The sequence below is a fragment of the Microcystis sp. M049S2 genome, assembly GCF_020245625.1.
Taxonomy (GTDB): domain Bacteria; phylum Cyanobacteriota; class Cyanobacteriia; order Cyanobacteriales; family Microcystaceae; genus Microcystis; species Microcystis ichthyoblabe_A.
The window spans coordinates 1-16,762 of sequence record NZ_JADBUN010000205.1 but is presented as its reverse complement, the minus strand read 5'-3'; the positions used below and the strand labels follow the sequence as shown (position 1 = coordinate 16,762).

The window sequence follows — 16,762 nt, the reverse complement described above, 5'->3', positions numbered from 1 at the left end:
ATATACAATGATTGGGGTTTATCGTCAAGCAACCCTAAGCCTATGCCACGCCGTGATGACTTAAAGAAAATCCTAATCTTGGGCGCTGGCCCGATTGTCATCGGACAAGCCTGTGAATTCGACTATTCGGGAACTCAAGCCTGTAAAGCCCTACGAGAAGAAGGTTATGAGGTAATTTTAGTCAATTCTAACCCCGCCTCGATCATGACCGACCCGGAAATGGCCGATCGCACCTACATTGAACCAATTCTGCCGGAAATTGTCGAGAAAATTATCGCCAAAGAACGTCCCGATGCCATTCTACCGACTATGGGCGGTCAAACTGCCCTCAATACCGCGGTAGCTTTGGCCAAAAGCGGCGTTTTAGAAAAATATAACGTGGAACTGATCGGGGCAAAACTCCCCGCTATTGAAAAAGCCGAAGATAGGGAACTATTCAAAAAAGCAATGGAGAAAATCGGTGTTCCCGTCTGTCCTTCGGGGATTGCCAACAATTTAGAAGAAGCAAAAGCGATCGCCCATCAGATCGGTTCCTATCCCCTCATTATCCGGCCGGCCTTCACTTTAGGCGGAACGGGGGGCGGTATTGCCTATAACCAAGAAGAATTTGAACCGATGGCCCAGTATGGTCTAGATTGTTCGCCTACATCGCAAATTCTCGTCGAAAAATCCCTAATTGGCTGGAAAGAATACGAATTAGAGGTAATGCGCGATCTAGCCGATAACGTGGTGATCATCTGTTCGATCGAAAACTTTGACCCGATGGGGGTCCATACCGGCGACTCGATTACAGTTGCGCCCGCCCAAACCCTAACCGATAAAGAATACCAACGCCTCCGGGACTATTCTAAGGCAATTATTCGGGAGATTGGCGTAGAAACCGGCGGATCAAACATCCAATTCTCCGTTAATCCCACTAACGGCGACGTAATCGTGATTGAGATGAATCCCCGGGTATCCCGTTCTTCGGCCCTGGCATCAAAAGCTACGGGATTCCCAATCGCTAAATTTGCCGCTAAACTAGCCGTAGGCTACACTTTAGACGAAATTCCCAACGATATCACCAAAAAAACCCCGGCTTCCTTTGAACCGACTATCGATTACGTCGTCACCAAAATTCCTCGCTTTGCCTTCGAGAAATTCCCTGGCTCCCAACCGATTCTAACCACCCAGATGAAATCCGTCGGGGAAGCCATGGCTATCGGTCGAACTTTCCAAGAATCCTTTCAAAAAGCACTTCGATCCCTAGAAACGGGACGTTTTGGCTTTGGTTGCGATAAAGTCGAAACTCTCCCCCCCCTCTCGGAAGTCCGGGCCGGTTTGCGGACACCTAACCCCGAACGAGTTTATAGTATCTATCATGCTTTTAAATTGGGCATGAATGGGGAGGAAATCCACGAACTAACCGGGATTGATCCCTGGTTCCTCGATAAATTGGCCGATTTGATGGAAACTGAGAAGTTTCTCAAACGAACTCCCCTGAAAAGTCTCGGCAAAGAGGACCTATTCGCTATTAAACAACAGGGATTTAGCGATCGCCAAATCGCCTTCGCCACCAACACCAGCGAGGACGAAGTAAGAAGTTATCGCAAGGGTTTGGGTATTGTTCCAGTCTATAAAATGGTGGATACCTGCGCGGCAGAATTTGAAGCCCTAACACCCTACTATTATTCCACCTACGAACAGGTAGAATCGGAAGTTTTACCCTCCGATAAACGTAAAGTGATGATCCTCGGTGGTGGTCCCAATCGCATCGGTCAGGGGATAGAATTTGACTACTGTTGTTGTCATGCCGCTTTTTCCCTCAGTAACGCCGGTTTTGAGACGATTATGGTCAACTCTAATCCGGAAACTGTCTCCACCGATTACGATACCAGCGATCGCCTTTACTTTGAACCCCTGACCAAAGAGGATGTCTTAAATATCATCGAAGCGGAACAACCAGAGGGTTTAATTATTCAATTCGGTGGGCAAACTCCCTTAAAACTGGCGGTTCCCCTGCAAAAATATTTAGAATCGCCTAATTGTCCCGTAAATACCAAAATTTGGGGAACTTCACCCGATTCGATCGATACCGCCGAAGATCGGGAACGTTTTGAACAAATCCTCCGAGAATTAGATATCCGACAACCCCCCAACGGTATTGCCCGCAATTTCCAAGAATCCCAAGCAGTGGCTCAACGCATCGGTTATCCTGTAGTAGTACGTCCGTCCTATGTTTTGGGCGGTCGGGCAATGGAAATCGTCTATTCCGATAGCGAATTGGAACGCTATATGAAGTATGCAGTACAGATAGAACCGGATCACCCGATTTTAATCGATAAATTCCTCGAAAATGCCATCGAAGTGGATGTGGATGCCCTGTCAGATGCCACGGGAACAGTAGTTATCGGGGGATTAATGGAACATATCGAACAAGCGGGCGTACATTCGGGCGATTCTGCCTGTTCTATCCCCCATACGTCCCTGAGCGCCTCGGTTTTAACCACAATTCGACAATGGACGGTGGAACTAGCGAAAGCTTTAAAAGTAATCGGTTTGATGAATATCCAGTATGCGGTGCAGGGGGAGACAGTTTATATCTTAGAAGCGAATCCCCGCGCTAGTCGTACCGTTCCCTACGTTTCCAAAGCAACGGGAGTTCCTCTGGCAAAAGTTGCCTCCCTCGTCATGTCGGGCAAAACCCTAGCAGAATTGGGTATCATCAGCGAAGCAATTCCCCGTCATATTGCCGTGAAAGAAGCGGTTTTACCCTTCCAGAAGTTCCCCGGTGCTGATACTCTCCTAGGACCAGAAATGCGTTCTACAGGGGAAGTAATGGGGATTGACAGCGATTTTGGCAAAGCTTTCGCTAAAGCAGAAATGGCCGCCGGCGTGATTTTAGCCACCAGTGGGACGGTTTTTGTCTCGATGAACGATCGCGATAAAACCCCGATGGTTCCCGTGGTTAAGGATCTGCAATCCCTCGGTTTTCGCGTCGTCGCCACTTCTGGAACTCGTGAAGTTTTGTTAGAAAACGGTTGCGAAAATATCGATTTAGTGCTAAAGATTCACGAAGGTCGTCCCCACGTTATCGATTGGATCAAAAATGACTGGATTCAGTTTATTGTCAATACTCCCAGTGGTGAAGAATCCCAAAATGATGGCCGACAAATTCGCCGCACTGCCCTCGATTATAAGTTACCAATTATCACCACTATCGCCGGGGCAAAAGCGACAGTAGCGGCCTTAAAATCCCTGCAATCAGAACCTTTAGAGGTGAAAGCTTTACAGGATTATCTCGCCTAATTTCAGTTATCAGTTATCAGTTATCAGTATCAGTTATCAGTTATCAGTTATCAGTTATCAGTTATCAGTAATCAGTTATCAGTTAGAAAGGGGATATAGGGATTTAGGGGTTTAGGGAAATTTCAGCCAAATGCCCCACTACCCCATCTCCCCACTACCCCATCTCCCCACTACCCCATCACACCCCACACCCCACACCCCACACCCCACACCCCATCACACCCCACACCCCATCACCCCATCACACCCCACTACCCCACTACCCCATCACACCCGACACCCCACTTCCTAATTCCTATGACCGATACTCTAAACGATTATAAAAACCTAATTAGTGAACTGATTAACCGTTATAAAAACCGCGTCGATTTCCTGACAATTCGTCTGGAAGAAGCGCGGGGGACAAATATTCTACTACGTTCCGAACGAGTGGAAACCCTCAGCGAAGGTATTGCTATCGGTGGTCAGGTACGCGCTTGTTATAAAGGAGGTTGGGGATTTGCCAGCTTTAATCAATTATCCAGTTTACAGGAACGATTAGAAGATGCGATCGCTGCTGCCCGTTTAATTGGGGAAGAAGAAACCCTGATTGCTCCAGTAGAACCTGTAATTATCTCCTGTGAATTGCCTTTAACGGGAACAGACCCGCGTTTAGTGCCATTAGCCGATAAAAAAGCCCTCTGCGATCACTATAATAATTTACTGCGTCAACATCATCCCAGTATTGCCACCACTTCCGTCCGTTACAGCGATAGCAGTCAACATATTCTTTTAGGCACTTCTGACGGGACTTTAATCGAACAAAAATGGTCAGACGTAGAAATGCGTTTTTCGGCCACCGCTAGGGATGGGGACAGCGTACAAACAGGCCGGGAAACCACGGGATCCCGAAAAGCTTTCGAGGATCTGGTCAATTTAGAGGAACAGGTGCAGGGGTCGGCTAAACGGGCCCTACAAGCCCTAGTTTTGCCCCCTGTCAAGGGCGATACCTACACCGTCGTCATCGATCCCATTTTAACCGGTTTGTTCGTCCATGAGGCTTTTGGCCACCTTTCCGAGGCAGATATGTTATACGAAAATCCCGACCTTTTGGAAGTGATGAGTATGGGCAAACGTTTTGGACCGGATAACCTGCAAATCTTTGACGGGGCCAGTCCAGAAGGTCATCGGGGCAGTTATTTTTATGACGATGAGGGAACCCCCGCGACGACGACTCAGTTAATTAAAGATGGGGTTTTGGTGGGAAGACTGCATTCGCGGGAAACGGCGGGCAAATTAGGCGAAAAACCGACCGGTAACGCCCGTTGTCTCAATTATCATTATCCGCCCATTGTCCGCATGACCAACACTTGGATTGAACGGGGAACCACTCCCGTTAAAGAGTTATTTTCGGGCATAAAAACGGGAGTTTATGCCCAAAATTGGCAGGGAGGCATGACTAACGGCGAAATGTTCACTTTTAGCGCCGGGGAAGCTTGGATGATTCGCGATGGAGAAATTGCTGAACCCGTTAAAGATGTTACTCTCTCCGGTAATGTCTTTAAAACCCTAGGCAATATTGAGGCAATTGCTGATGATTTCTACTGGGACGAGTCGGGAGGCTGCGGAAAAGGGGGTCAAAGTGGTTTACCCGTCGGCTGCGGTGGCCCCAGTCTCCGTATCCGCGATGTGGTCGTCGGGGGAGAAGCAGATATTTAGTGAACAGTCAACAGTAAACAGTAAACAGCTTCTGAGGGCAAGAGGCTCCAAGAAAGAATCTGGCAATTCTCCTACCTAAAAAGAAGGTTAGAAACTAAGTACATCAAAACCTTTAGCTTAACAAATTAGGGGGGGCATCTCAATTTTTGGGCGCACGCGGTGCGCCCCTACCATTGGCGCAATAATATTATTGTAGGGGCGAATTGCATTCGCCCTGAGAGCCGAAATCTATCTCATTTTCTCGTCACTGTCTTCAATTTCTTGCTCATCTTGATTGATTTCTTCTTTAAATCCCCGTAAAGTTTTCCCCAAAGCTGCCCCAAATTCGGGTATTTTTTTCGGTCCAAATATCAGGAGAACAACGACAGCAATAATTACTATTTCTGGCCAACCTAATCCAAACATAATCTTGAAAGTAAAAAGTAAAAAAAGAGAAAGTAGTCAGAATTCAGGAGTCGGAAACTTAACGGTAATAACTGATAACTGATAACTGATAACTGATAACTGACTCTATGCTGCTACTTCTGCTCGTTTATAAGCTTCGTCGAGGACTTCTGAGAGAGTTGGATGGGTGTGGATGCGGAAAGCGAGTTCATGGACAGATTTACGTTCAGCGATCGCATTGGCCGCTTCTTGAATTAAATCCGATGCGTGGATACCGATAATATGAACACCGAGTAATTCCCCCGTATCCTGACGATAAACGACTTTAGCGATGCCTTCCGTTTCTCCTTCCGCTAAAGCTTTGGAATTTCCCTTAAAATAGGTCTTGACAGCAGCGACTTTATACCCTTCTTGCTGTCCCAAAACTTCTGCTTGCGGTTCCGTTAAACCCACATAACTAATTTCGGGGTGGGTAAAAGCGGCGGCGGGAATACTGCGATAATCGATGGTTTTTGGGCGATTACAGATATTTTCAATGGCTATTACCCCTTGACCCGAAGCAGCGTGAGCTAACATCATTTTACCCGTAGCGTCACCCACGGCCCAGAGATGGGGAATCGGTTCACCGTCCTGAATTACCTGCATTTTGTCATTAACCGCAATAAAACCGCGTTTATCCAGTTCTACCCCGACAAATTCCAGTCCGAGATTCTTGGTCGCTGGGATTCTCCCTGTAGCGACTAAACAAGCATCTACCTCTAAAATTTCGATCGCTTCTTTGCTTTTTGCGTCCACCAGTTCAATGGCCACGGGATTCCCCGGTTTAATACTTTTTGCCAAAACTCCCACATAAGTCTCGATGTCTCTAGGTTTAATCAGAACTCTTTCCGCGATTTTCGAGATTTCTGGGTCAAATCCAGGCATGAGACTATCTAAAGCTTCGATCATCGTCACTTCACAACCCAAAGCGGTGTATATATCCGAAAATTCCAGACCGATATAACCACTGCCGATAATTGCAATCCACTTGGGTAAAGTTTCTAATCTAACGGCCTCATCACTGGTAAAAACCGTTTTATGATCGATCTCGATCCCCGGTGGGACAAAGGGAACCGACCCCGGACAGAGCATAATATCCTTAGCGGTGTAGATTTTTTCGCCACTATCCCCGATGACGCTAACTTTTTGCGGGCCGGCGATTTTTCCCCAACCGTGGATAGTATCAACCTTGAGACGTTTAAGACTATTAGTGAGATCGCCTCTAATTTTACTGACAAGGTTGTTAGCATGATCGGCAATTGTTGGACGGTCAAAATTAACGCCACCGATGGCAATACCTAGACTTTTCAGATGGTCACTATCGGCTAATTCGCGCACTCGTCCCGAGGCTGCCAGCAAAGCTTTAGAAGGAATACAACCGCGATTGACACAGGTTCCTCCCATATCTTTGGCTTCGATAATAGCTGTTTTTAGCCCACATTTGACTGCGTGTAGGGCTGCCCCGTGGCCACCAACTCCAGCACCGATAATAATTAAATCGTAGTCGAATTCACTCATAGTCTCTCTGACTCTCAAAGTTAGCATTATCTCATTTTACGATCCACTGCGATCAAGCTGTGCTATCCCGGGCAAAAACTGGAGCCAGTTTTTAGCTATCAGACTCTTGTGCATTGAAACTGGGTATTGGCAATTTTAGGACAAGTCGTTACTAGACCTCTGGTAAAAATCAAAAATTGTTGTTGGGGTTAGGAGCCGGTCGTCAGTAGTCAGGAGAATTTTAAATGCTCTATTCACAGATTTTAGGTGATTTAGTCCTTATTTTTGCGGTTTTTGAATCCTCAAAAATTAGTTAGGTAAGATGTTACTGAAGCAAGATATGAATACTAATTCTGCATCCTATCCATAGGTTAGTCTAGTCTTAGGTTGGAAAAATTAAACCGGCTGTCAATACTTTGCCGGATGAGAGGAACATCTTGCTCCTACCATAATTTAGGCTCGAAACCAGAATCATTAATGATTTCTACCGTTTCTCCCGACGGTTTAATCACAAATAAACCTTGTTTATAGGCATAACGATCTACTCCTTCGTCTATTTCTATTCCCGCCACTGCACCATAAGCCTGATAGTTTCTATAATGGGGAAATGCCTGTTTAAATCGACTTAATTTTTCTAAAAACTCATTGACATCATCTTTCGATAAACGAGACTTACATTCTACTAAAACTACCTCGGTTTCATCGACGGCTAAAATGTCAATCTCCATGGCTATTCCTTGCCGTTTTACCCTGGCACGACTATAGGTTTCTTTAACATCGATACCTTTGGCACGAAATAGGCCAATAACAGCAGGTTCGACTAATTCCTCGACAAATCTTCCCCAGCGAGTGGTTAAACTATCCACAGCACGACTGGTATTGGCCACTGTTTTCTCTAGATCGGCCAAACGGCGATCGGCTTCGGCCTTGGCTTCAGCAGCCCGGCGATCGTATTCAGCGGCCCGGCGATCGGCTTCGGCAGCCCGGCGATCGGCTTCGTCCTTGGCTTCGGCAGCCCGGCGATCGTATTCTTGGCGTGATTGTTCAAACTTTTCGTTAGTTTTCTCAAAAAGTTTATAGATATCTTCGATGGTAATCGGTTGAGACATGGTTATTTGTTTTAATCTTTCTTATTTTACTATAATTGTACTAGCAAAGTGCAAGTCATTTTAGGGACGGGTGTTAATTGAGCAAGTCAATAGTTATACTAAATCCGTTGAGTAACGCACAGAAAACGGGTTTCTCGGAGAAACCCGTTTTCTACTCATGCAAAAGGCAAAACGGAGAATAAATAATCAGTTTTTAATAACTGGATTTAGTATGAGGACGATATAGCGGGGACGGGAACCACAGTTTCTTCGTTGATCATGGTTTCTAACTGTTCAGCCTGGGATTTGGCTCAATAAATTGATCATTGTAAATAATTGTTACAAATACTTGACTTAAGATATTTCTATGGTGACAGAAACACAGATCAAAGAAAAAGCGCTAGAGTTGGGCTTCCATGGGGTCGGTATTGCCTCTGTGGACAGCCAAGACTCGGCGGTATCCCATCTAAAAAGCTGGTTAGAGCGGGGTTATCACGCTCATATGGATTGGATGACTAACCCGAAACGACAGGATATCAAAACTCTTTGGCCGGAAGTGCGATCGCTAATTTGTCTCGCCCTTAACTACTACACCCCCCAGCAACACAGTCAAGAACAAAACCATGGCAAAATTTCCCGTTATGCTTGGGGAAGGGATTATCACAAAGTATTAAGTAAAAAATTAAAAGCCCTCAGTCAATGGTTAGAAAGTCAGGGGGAGCAAATTCAAACCCGTTACTATGTGGACACTGGACCAGTACAGGATAAAGTTTGGGCGCAAAGAGCAGGGATCGGCTGGATTGCCAAGAATGGTAACTTAATTACCCGCAATTACGGCAGTTGGGTCTTTTTAGGGGAAATATTAACTAATTTACCTTTAGAACCCGATCGACCCCATAGCGCCCATTGTGGCACCTGTAGCCGTTGTTTAAGCGCCTGTCCCACCCAAGCAATAGTTAGTCCCTATGTGGTGGATGCTAATCGCTGTATTGCCTACCATACCATCGAAAATCGTGCTGTAACTTTGCCTACAGAAATTGCCAAGAATTTACAGGGTTGGGTCGCTGGCTGCGATATCTGTCAAGATGTCTGTCCTTGGAATCAACGTTTTGCCCAAGTTACCGACGTGGAGGATTTTCAACCTCGTCCGGAAAACCTTTCGCCAAGGTTGGATGAATTAGCTAATCTAACTATAGAGGAGTGGGATCGTCGTTTCATCTCGTCAGCCCTACGTCGAATTAAACCCCAGCAGTGGCGACGTAATGCCCAGGCTAATTTAGCTCATTCCCCGAACCCCGCACAAGATGACAATTAAAGTAGTCGTGTTCGATTTTGATGGTACTATCGCCGATACCCACGATACTTTCGTGGAGATTGTCAATCGTTTGGCTAAAAATTTTGGTTATCAACCCGTCAACGAGGAAGATTTGGCCAGACTAAAAAACCTTAGTTCCCAAGAAATTATTAAACAATCCCAAGTTTCCCGCGTTAAAATCCCTTTTTTACTCTATCGAGTTAAACGGGAATTAAATAAACAAATTGAATGCCTGAAACCCTTCCATGGCTGGGATAACTGCCTCCTTACCCTTAAAGAAAGAGGCTATAGATTAGGAATAATAACTTCTAATACCAAAGAAAATGTCACCATATTTTTAGCAAATAATCAACTCTTAAATTTATTTGATTTTATCTGTTCGGGAACGCCTTTATTCGGCAAACACAAAATTCTTGATCGCCTGATCCGACAAAATAAATTCTGTCCCGATGAAATGATTTATGTCGGCGATGAAACCAGAGATATTACTGCTGCCAAAAAAAGTCAAGTGCAAGTGGTGGCCGTCGCTTGGGGCTTTAATTCCCCTCAAATTCTCACTCAATTTAACCCCGATCATCTCATTCATCATCCCCTAGAATTATTGGATATTTTAGATAGGGCTAGCTGAAAAAGTTTTTCCAGGGGGCAGGGATAGGCAGTTTGGGCATTTGTACTAAAATTCCCAATACTCAGTTTAAATATAGACTTTTGATCGATGGGGGCAGAGAGACTCGAACTCTCACGAGCTTATAAGGCTCAACGGATTTTAAGTCCGTAGCGTCTACCATTCCGCCACGCCCCCGTTATTTGACCGACAATTCTTTATCATATCACAAATAATTTAATTAGCAAGAGTATTTTCAATAAATTATTTTAGCCCGCCAATTCGATCGCCACAAAGGGGGAAAGACAGGGTAAAATAATCAGCAGGTGAATTGCCGTTCACCGACAGCCATTGATAAAAATAAATCCTTATGCAATCAATTCTGACGCAAGAAACCATTATCATCGCCCTGATCTACCTATCTCTCAGTGTCTTGTATTTGCTCGTCATTCCCGCCGTTATCTACTACTACCTCAATACGCGCTGGTATGTGGCATCTTCTTGGGAAAGAGGGTTTATGTACTTTTTGATGAGCTTTTTCTTCCCCGGGATGCTGTTGTTAAGTCCTTTCCTTAACTTCCGTCCCCAACGTCGTACCATAAAAGCTTAAGTTATCAACCCAAAAAAACCCATGAGACGCATTGATGTCATCGGGATCGGTATAGGGATGTTTGCTATGGGCGGCATCCTCTACATTGTCCTGCAAAAAACCGGTTTAGATAGTGCTTCGGCGGGAATTTGGAGTCAAGCGGTGTTGGTAGGTGGTGTCATCGGTTGGATTTTTACCTATCTGTTTCGAGTTGCCACCGATAATATGACCTACGGCAAACAGCGCAAGGATTACGAAGATGCCGTCTTTAAAAAACGTCTGGAAGCGATGACTCCCGAAGAAATCGCCCAAATGCAGCGGGAGATTGAAGAAGAAAAAACTAAATAGACGGATGAAACCCGATAAAATCATCATCGGTTGGCGAGAATGGCTGGATTTACCTGATTTAGGCATTACCAAAATAAAGGCCAAGATTGATACAGGCGCTCGCTCCTCGGCCCTACACGCTTTTGATCTGCATCCTTTTCGAGATGGCGATCGCAATTGGCTGCGCTTTCAAGTTCATCCCTACCAAAAAGATAGTCACCACACTGTCACCACCACCGCAGAAATCCTCGAATGGCGACGGGTAAAAAATTCTGGGGGTCAAAGTCAACTACGTCCTGTTATCAGAACAAGTGTATTACTCGGCGGTCGTCAATGGGCGATCGAATTAACCTTGACTAATCGCGATGTCATGGGTTTTCGGATGTTATTAGGACGGGAAGCACTGAAAAACGGCTTTCTTGTCCATCCGAATAGGTCTTTTTTACTGAGTTAAGTTATATTCAGTTATCAGTTATCAATTATCAGTTATCAGATGTGAGTTTTCAGTTCACTGTTTACTGTTTACTGATCACTGAAAAGGCTTTTCTGGGAAGTGGGGAATTAGGGAAGTAGGGAGTGGGTTTTTAAAGTTCGATTGGCAGTTAATCGCACTATTAAAAACAGATTTGGTATTATTATCTATCTAAATTCTTGGAGATTGTTGCTGTATAATTGTGATGACTGCCCCCGCTTTTCATCTGAACTATGTCTATTCCAGATTTTCAATCGATTATGTTGCCTCTACTAAAAATACTTGCAGATGGCAAAGTTTATAAATATCGAGAAATTTTTGAAGCCTTGGTCAGAGAGTTCCAAGTCACGGAAGCGGAAAAAAAAGAAATGCTTCCCAGTGGACAACAAGAAATTTTTGCTAATCGAGTCGGTTGGGCAAAAACCTATTTAAAGAAAGCGGGATTAATTGACTCACCCCAAAGGGCAACTTTTGTAATTTCTGAGAAAGGAAAAGAAATCTTATCTCAAAATCCTGCTCGAATTGATGCCAAATTTCTCAGACAGTTTCACGAATTTCAAGAATTCAATCAAGTCCATAAGCAAAATGAAACTATTACTCTTGAAAGCAATTTCTCAACTTCTGATCAAGAACAAAATCCCGATGAATTACTAGAAAACTCCTATCAAGAAATTCGTCAAGCATTAGCAACAGACTTACTCTCTATTCTGCGAAAATTATCCCCAGATGCTTTTGAAAAATTAGTAGTAGAATTACTGGTAAAAATGGGTTATGGTGGCTCGATTAGAGATGCCGGTAAAGCGGTAGGTAAGAGCGGTGATCAAGGGATTGATGGAATAATAAAAGAAGATAGACTCGGTTTAGATATAATCTATATTCAAGCCAAAAGATGGGCTGATAATAATGCCGTTGGTCGTCCAGAAATCCAGAAATTTGTCGGGGCATTAGCGGGACAAGGAGCCAAAAAAGGTATTTTTATCACTACTTACTATTTTACCCAAGAGGCTTTAGAATATGCCCCCAGAAATGAGATAAAAATAGTGCTGATTGATGGGGAAGAATTAGGTCAATTGATGATCGATTATAACTTAGGTGTATCGACCAAAGAAATCTATGAAATCAAGAGAATCGATCATGATTATTTTGGGGATGAATGAGAGAGAGAGGGGGACAAGGGTTACAGAAAACGGCTATGGCGTTAAAATAGATGGAAAAAACAGAGGATAAAAACTATGGACGGGATGACCTTTTTTCAGAAAAGTGCGGGACAGTGGAAATCTCAGCGCACCACCCATCATTTACCCTTTCGACGCGCAGAAACCGGCGATTCCGAGATTTATGTGGAAGCTTTAAGCGCCGATAACCCGAAAATTATCGCTATCTGTGAAATGCACGAAGTGGATCCCGCCAAGGCGGTGGGGGGTGCCTTTGTCAGTTGGGATGGTTCGATGCAGTGGGACAAAGAAAACGAAAATCATCAAGGAACCACCGTTTTTGCGCTAATTCCCGATGAAGATAATCCCCAAGCTGGTGTTCTCCTGCGGGAGCGAGGTTATGCGGAAATCATTCCCGTGGCGGGCCGTTATCACATTGATGAACAGGAAGGTTTAGTCTTAATTACAGAATACGAAACTATGACCTCGATCGAGCGTTTTTGGTTTGCCGATGCCGATTTACGTCTCCGCACTAGCACAGTTCAACGTTTTGGCGGTTTTAATACGGCCACTTTTTGTGCTGAATCCCGCAATCAGTCATCGGAGTCAGTCTCTAGTGATTCCCCCGAACCATCATCCTATTCGATTAGTGGCTGGTAAATTCAGTTATCAGTTATCAGTTATCAGTTATCAGTTATCAGTTTTTTTCTGCCATCTCCCTGCTCAGGCGCTCCCCACTCCCCGGATGGTAAGCAAGTTTTCTTAACAATTGTAAGAATTTTTAATATTTCTTTTCTAGTTGGCACCTACTCCCTTATCATTAGGAGGAAAGTTTTTTAAGCATTTCTAAGGATACGGAGGTTTACCCTTGGCCATTCCTCTTTTAAATTACGCCCCCAAGTCCCAAAACGTGCGGGTAGCTGGTTATGATGTCGGTGGAGACGAAAAACCGAGAGTTTACACGACGGAAAATGTCCTCTCCCCTAGCGACCTGGACGATTTAATCGAAGCCGCTTACCGTCAGATTTTCTTCCATGCCTTCAAATGGGATCGGGAACCCTTCCTCGAATCCCAATTACGCAATGGACAATTATCGGTGCGGGATTTCATTCGTGGTTTACTGTTATCGAAAACCTTCTATAACAGCTTCTACGAGAAAAACAGCAACTATCGCTTTGTCGAACAGGTAGTACAAAGAGTCCTCGGTCGCGATGTCTATAGCGAAAGAGAAAAAATTGCTTGGTCGATTGTCGTTGCCACCAAAGGTATTCAAGGTTTTGTCGATCAACTTCTCAACAGTGACGAGTATCTGCAAAGCTTTGGTTATGATACGGTTCCCTACCAACGTCGTCGCACCCTAGCCAGCCGCGAAATCGGTGAACGTCCATTCAACATTACCTCGCCTCGCTACGATGGCTACTATCGTGGTATTTTGGGCTTCCCCCAAATCGTTTGGCAGAATGCTGTCCGTCGCTATGTTCCCCAAGAGCAAAAACCCAAAGCCGGCGATCCTTCCAGCTTCTTGGCTATGGCCCGGGGTCTCGGTAGCGCCAAAGGCAATCCTGTACCAAGAGTCTCCGCTATGAATATTAACATCGAGGCTTCTGTACCCCGTCGTTAATTTTTAGCTCAACCTGCTGGGGAGAGTCCCTAATTGGCAGAATGACCCCCGAACCATAATCAGGTTATTCTGTGAATTGGTGGCTCTCCCTATGGGGTGGCTCCTGAAATAATCCCCCCACCGAGAACGATTTCCCCTTCATAAATCACGGCTGCTTGGCCCGGAGTGATGCTAAATTGTGGTTCATCGAAAACCAGCTTCACTTGATTATTTTCTAGGGGAATAACATTGACGGGAACGGCCGGAGAACGATAACGTACCTGTACTTGCGCGCGGATAGGGGTGGTGGGTTCGGTAATAGAAACCCAGTTCATCCGTCCGACAAGACAAGCGGCACTAACGGCACTTTCTCGATTACCGACGATAACCCGATTCATGACGGGATCGAGTTTGACCACATAGAGAGGTTCGGCGGCGGCGATGCCGATGCCTTTGCGTTGTCCGATCGTATAATGATGGATACCGCTATGTTTACCCAAAACTTTGCCATCGAGATCTACTATATCGCCCTCACTAACGGCGATATACTTATCCAAGAATGATCGCATAGTTCCGTGAGCTTCAATCAAGCATAAATCCTGACTATCGGGTTTATCTGCTGTTTTTAAGCCAAATTCCTGGGCAATTCTGCGGGTTTCTGCCTTGGTTTGTTCTCCCAAGGGAAATAAAGTCCCACGCAGTACATCTTGAGTTAGATCATAGAGAAAATAGGATTGATCTTTATTTTTATCGACGGCACGCAGCAGTTGATAACGGTTATTTTCCGGAGAAAAACGAATTCTGGCGTAGTGACCGGTGGCAATAGTGTCCGTTTCTAAGGTTTCCCTAGCATAATGCAGCATCGGGCTAAATTTTACCGCTTTATTGCACTGAGAACAGGGCAGCGGTGTGATTCCCGCTTCGTAACCGGAAACTAGATAATCAATAATTTCTTTTTGGAAAAGCTCGCGACTATCGACGATATGATGGGGAACCCCCAACTGCTCACAAATAAAGGCCGCATCTACCATTCCCTCGGAGCAGCATTGACCTTTACCCTTCATTAACCACAGGGTCAAGCCAATAACATCATAACCTTGAGCGTGTAAGGCGGCAGCGGCAACAGAGCTATCTACTCCCCCTGATAGACCGACAACAACTTTTCCCATAAATCTTGTAATGATTTTTAACCAATATACTTTCTAGACTAGCATCTCCTACTTTAAAATTTGGACATGGTGTACCCAAATTTCGTGTGAGGACAAACCAGCATGATGAGAACAAACCTACTGTTTTTCTCGGCCCTATTTTGGTTAAAAGTCGGGATAATCGCTCAAGGAACGCTACTGCTAAAAGCAGACTTATCTTTTGCCCAGAATGTTTATCCCGGTCGTCGTTTACCCCCACCACCAGCGGTGAGACAACCAACTAAACGTTCAGACAGTCCCAGTGCTGTTAATTGTTCCCAATGTCCACCCTTAAATTTACCCCCAGTTAATTCTCCTTCAGTTCGTCCTCTGGTGGCGGACCCAGTTTCTGGTAATCAACCCCTGAGAGAATACGTTTTTCAAGCTCCCGCTACCGTGCGTCCTGCCGATGCTACAGTGATTAATAATCATAATCGTCAAACTGTCAATCCACCAGCACCCAGACCTCAAAATCGCGCCAATAAACCCCCTTCTCCCCCACCACAGCAGCGGGTTATTGCCGCTAATCAACTCTTTCGCGTTGAAGTTAGGAGTAATAGTACAGAAGCGTTGGCAAAAATTCAAGAAATTGAACCCCTCGCATTTATCCGCGCCGGAGAAAATGTTATTCAAGCGGGGTTATTTCAGCAACAATACCAAGCTAAACAACGGGTACAAGAGTTAACTAGACAGGGTTTTAGCGCCCAGATTATTACCCTCAATAATTAGGGTTTGCAGCAAAAAGTCTGTTGGTGGGGTTAGGAGTCAGGAGTCAGTAGCCGGTCGTCAGGAGTCAGGAGAATTAAGTAAGAATGAACGATAGCTTCATGCCTATTTTTCCTATTTTTGAACTCTCAAAAGTTAATTAGGCAATAAGTCTCTAGGATTTCAGCTAATCTCGATCGAATCTCTTGCCTCTCGCCCATCCTAACCAAGAAGTTAATTTTATCCTATTAACTCACCGTTCGCTCATTTCTCGGCTCTTCTCGGTTCTGTGTGATAAGTTTTACTTACATAGGATCGATCAATCTTTGTATCTTTTGTGTCTTTGTGGTTCGTTCCAACCCCTCGCTAGGACGAATGTATCTTAGAATACATTTTACCCACCAAACCCAAGAGAGCCATTTCTCGAACCGAAAATTTGGTAAATTGTCTCAAATGCAGTCTAGCAAACGCATTGATTGTTCTGCTCGGATATTTGTTAGTACAAAAAGACCATTTTGAGGTTAACGAATTGATTAGGGTTTGAGCGAGCCAATTGGAGATCGCACTTTCGGCACTGTTCTACTTACCTTATTTGCTAAAAAGCATACAGTATAAAGGTAAAAGCAATTTTAAAACCCTTGCCTTAAAAAATTAAGCGAACAATGAGTCAGTAGTCTGAGAGGGGGACAAGCGAGCTAGAAGGTAGATAGGGCAAGCGATATCGCTCTTTGTCCTTTGATGTAATCCTTCAACCGATAGCGGCTAATTTGCATTAGCTCTTCTATATTTTTTTGGAACATTTGATGTAGCTGGAG

The 16,762-nt window shown here is 44.8% G+C and carries 15 protein-coding genes and 1 tRNA gene; 11 read left to right on the top strand and 5 right to left on the bottom strand.

Annotated elements, in window-relative coordinates:
* Positions 1 to 42: 42 nt before the first annotated feature.
* Both carB and IM496_RS17000 read left to right on the top strand, forming a co-directional pair.
* Entirely contained in the window at positions 43 to 3,288 is a 3,246-nt protein-coding gene (gene carB, locus IM496_RS17005; protein WP_287662669.1) for a carbamoyl-phosphate synthase large subunit, read from the top strand.
* 297 nt (positions 3,289 to 3,585) lie between these two features.
* Complete coding sequence (locus IM496_RS17000) at positions 3,586 to 4,986, top strand: TldD/PmbA family protein (protein ID WP_287662667.1); 1,401 nt, start codon at positions 3,586 to 3,588, stop codon at positions 4,984 to 4,986.
* A gap of 228 nt (positions 4,987 to 5,214) precedes the next feature.
* On the opposite strand, the gene tatA is transcribed toward IM496_RS17000, so the two are convergent.
* From tatA to IM496_RS16985, 3 genes are all read right to left on the bottom strand, one after another.
* Complete coding sequence (gene tatA / locus IM496_RS16995) at positions 5,215 to 5,391, bottom strand: twin-arginine translocase TatA/TatE family subunit (RefSeq protein ID WP_002733416.1); 177 nt, start codon at positions 5,389 to 5,391, stop codon at positions 5,215 to 5,217.
* Between the two features lie 105 nt (positions 5,392 to 5,496).
* The gene (lpdA, locus tag IM496_RS16990; protein WP_194016096.1) at positions 5,497 to 6,927 is read right to left on the bottom strand and encodes a dihydrolipoyl dehydrogenase; all 1,431 of its coding nucleotides are present in this window, start codon (positions 6,925 to 6,927) and stop codon (positions 5,497 to 5,499) included.
* A gap of 422 nt (positions 6,928 to 7,349) precedes the next feature.
* Positions 7,350 to 8,015, bottom strand: a complete 666-nt coding sequence (locus tag IM496_RS16985; protein ID WP_194016098.1) for a DUF3782 domain-containing protein — start codon at positions 8,013 to 8,015, stop codon at positions 7,350 to 7,352.
* Positions 8,016 to 8,361: 346 nt separating this feature from the next.
* Between IM496_RS16985 and queG the strand changes: the two genes are divergently transcribed.
* Both queG and IM496_RS16975 read left to right on the top strand, forming a co-directional pair.
* The gene (gene queG, locus IM496_RS16980) at positions 8,362 to 9,309 is read left to right on the top strand and encodes a tRNA epoxyqueuosine(34) reductase QueG (RefSeq protein WP_194016100.1); all 948 of its coding nucleotides are present in this window, start codon (positions 8,362 to 8,364) and stop codon (positions 9,307 to 9,309) included.
* A complete protein-coding gene (locus IM496_RS16975; RefSeq protein ID WP_194016102.1) occupies positions 9,299 to 9,937 on the top strand; it encodes an HAD-IA family hydrolase in 639 nt (212 codons plus the stop codon). The genes queG and IM496_RS16975 overlap by 11 nt, the downstream gene beginning before the upstream one ends.
* Positions 9,938 to 10,025: 88 nt before the next feature.
* Here the strand turns inward: IM496_RS16975 and IM496_RS16970 are convergent.
* A tRNA-Leu gene (locus IM496_RS16970) sits at positions 10,026 to 10,111 on the bottom strand.
* Between the two features lie 172 nt (positions 10,112 to 10,283).
* On the opposite strand from IM496_RS16970, the gene ndhL reads away from it, so the two are divergent.
* The 6 genes from ndhL (at position 10,284) to IM496_RS16940 (ending at position 14,076) form a co-directional block, all read left to right on the top strand.
* Positions 10,284 to 10,523: an NAD(P)H-quinone oxidoreductase subunit L gene (ndhL, locus tag IM496_RS16965; protein WP_287662666.1), complete on the top strand. Its 240-nt coding sequence runs from the start codon at positions 10,284 to 10,286 to the stop codon at positions 10,521 to 10,523.
* Positions 10,524 to 10,544: 21 nt separating this feature from the next.
* On the top strand, positions 10,545 to 10,850 hold the full coding sequence (locus IM496_RS16960) for a DUF3007 family protein (RefSeq protein ID WP_002783731.1): 306 nt from the start codon (positions 10,545 to 10,547) through the stop codon (positions 10,848 to 10,850).
* Between the two features lie 4 nt (positions 10,851 to 10,854).
* Positions 10,855 to 11,283 (top strand): ATP-dependent zinc protease family protein, encoded by a 429-nt coding sequence (locus IM496_RS16955; protein WP_194016104.1) that lies wholly within the window; start codon positions 10,855 to 10,857, stop codon positions 11,281 to 11,283.
* A 251-nt stretch (positions 11,284 to 11,534) separates the two neighbouring features.
* Positions 11,535 to 12,458, top strand: coding sequence for a restriction endonuclease (locus IM496_RS16950; RefSeq protein ID WP_287662664.1), 924 nt, complete (start codon positions 11,535 to 11,537; stop codon positions 12,456 to 12,458).
* Between the two features lie 75 nt (positions 12,459 to 12,533).
* A complete protein-coding gene (locus IM496_RS16945) occupies positions 12,534 to 13,115 on the top strand; it encodes a phycobiliprotein lyase (RefSeq protein ID WP_194016109.1) in 582 nt (193 codons plus the stop codon).
* A 208-nt stretch (positions 13,116 to 13,323) separates the two neighbouring features.
* On the top strand, positions 13,324 to 14,076 hold the full coding sequence (locus tag IM496_RS16940) for a phycobilisome rod-core linker polypeptide (RefSeq protein ID WP_045359953.1): 753 nt from the start codon (positions 13,324 to 13,326) through the stop codon (positions 14,074 to 14,076).
* Between the two features lie 89 nt (positions 14,077 to 14,165).
* Here IM496_RS16940 and mnmA read toward each other — a convergent pair whose 3' ends face one another.
* Entirely contained in the window at positions 14,166 to 15,224 is a 1,059-nt protein-coding gene (gene mnmA, locus IM496_RS16935; RefSeq protein ID WP_287662663.1) for a tRNA 2-thiouridine(34) synthase MnmA, read from the bottom strand.
* 102 nt (positions 15,225 to 15,326) lie between these two features.
* Here mnmA and IM496_RS16930 point away from each other — a divergent pair, with 102 nt between their 5' ends.
* Positions 15,327 to 15,971 carry a hypothetical protein gene (locus IM496_RS16930; RefSeq protein WP_287662662.1) on the top strand — a complete coding sequence of 215 codons (645 nt, stop codon included), beginning with the start codon at positions 15,327 to 15,329 and terminating at the stop codon, positions 15,969 to 15,971.
* Positions 15,972 to 16,762 lie beyond the last annotated feature (791 nt).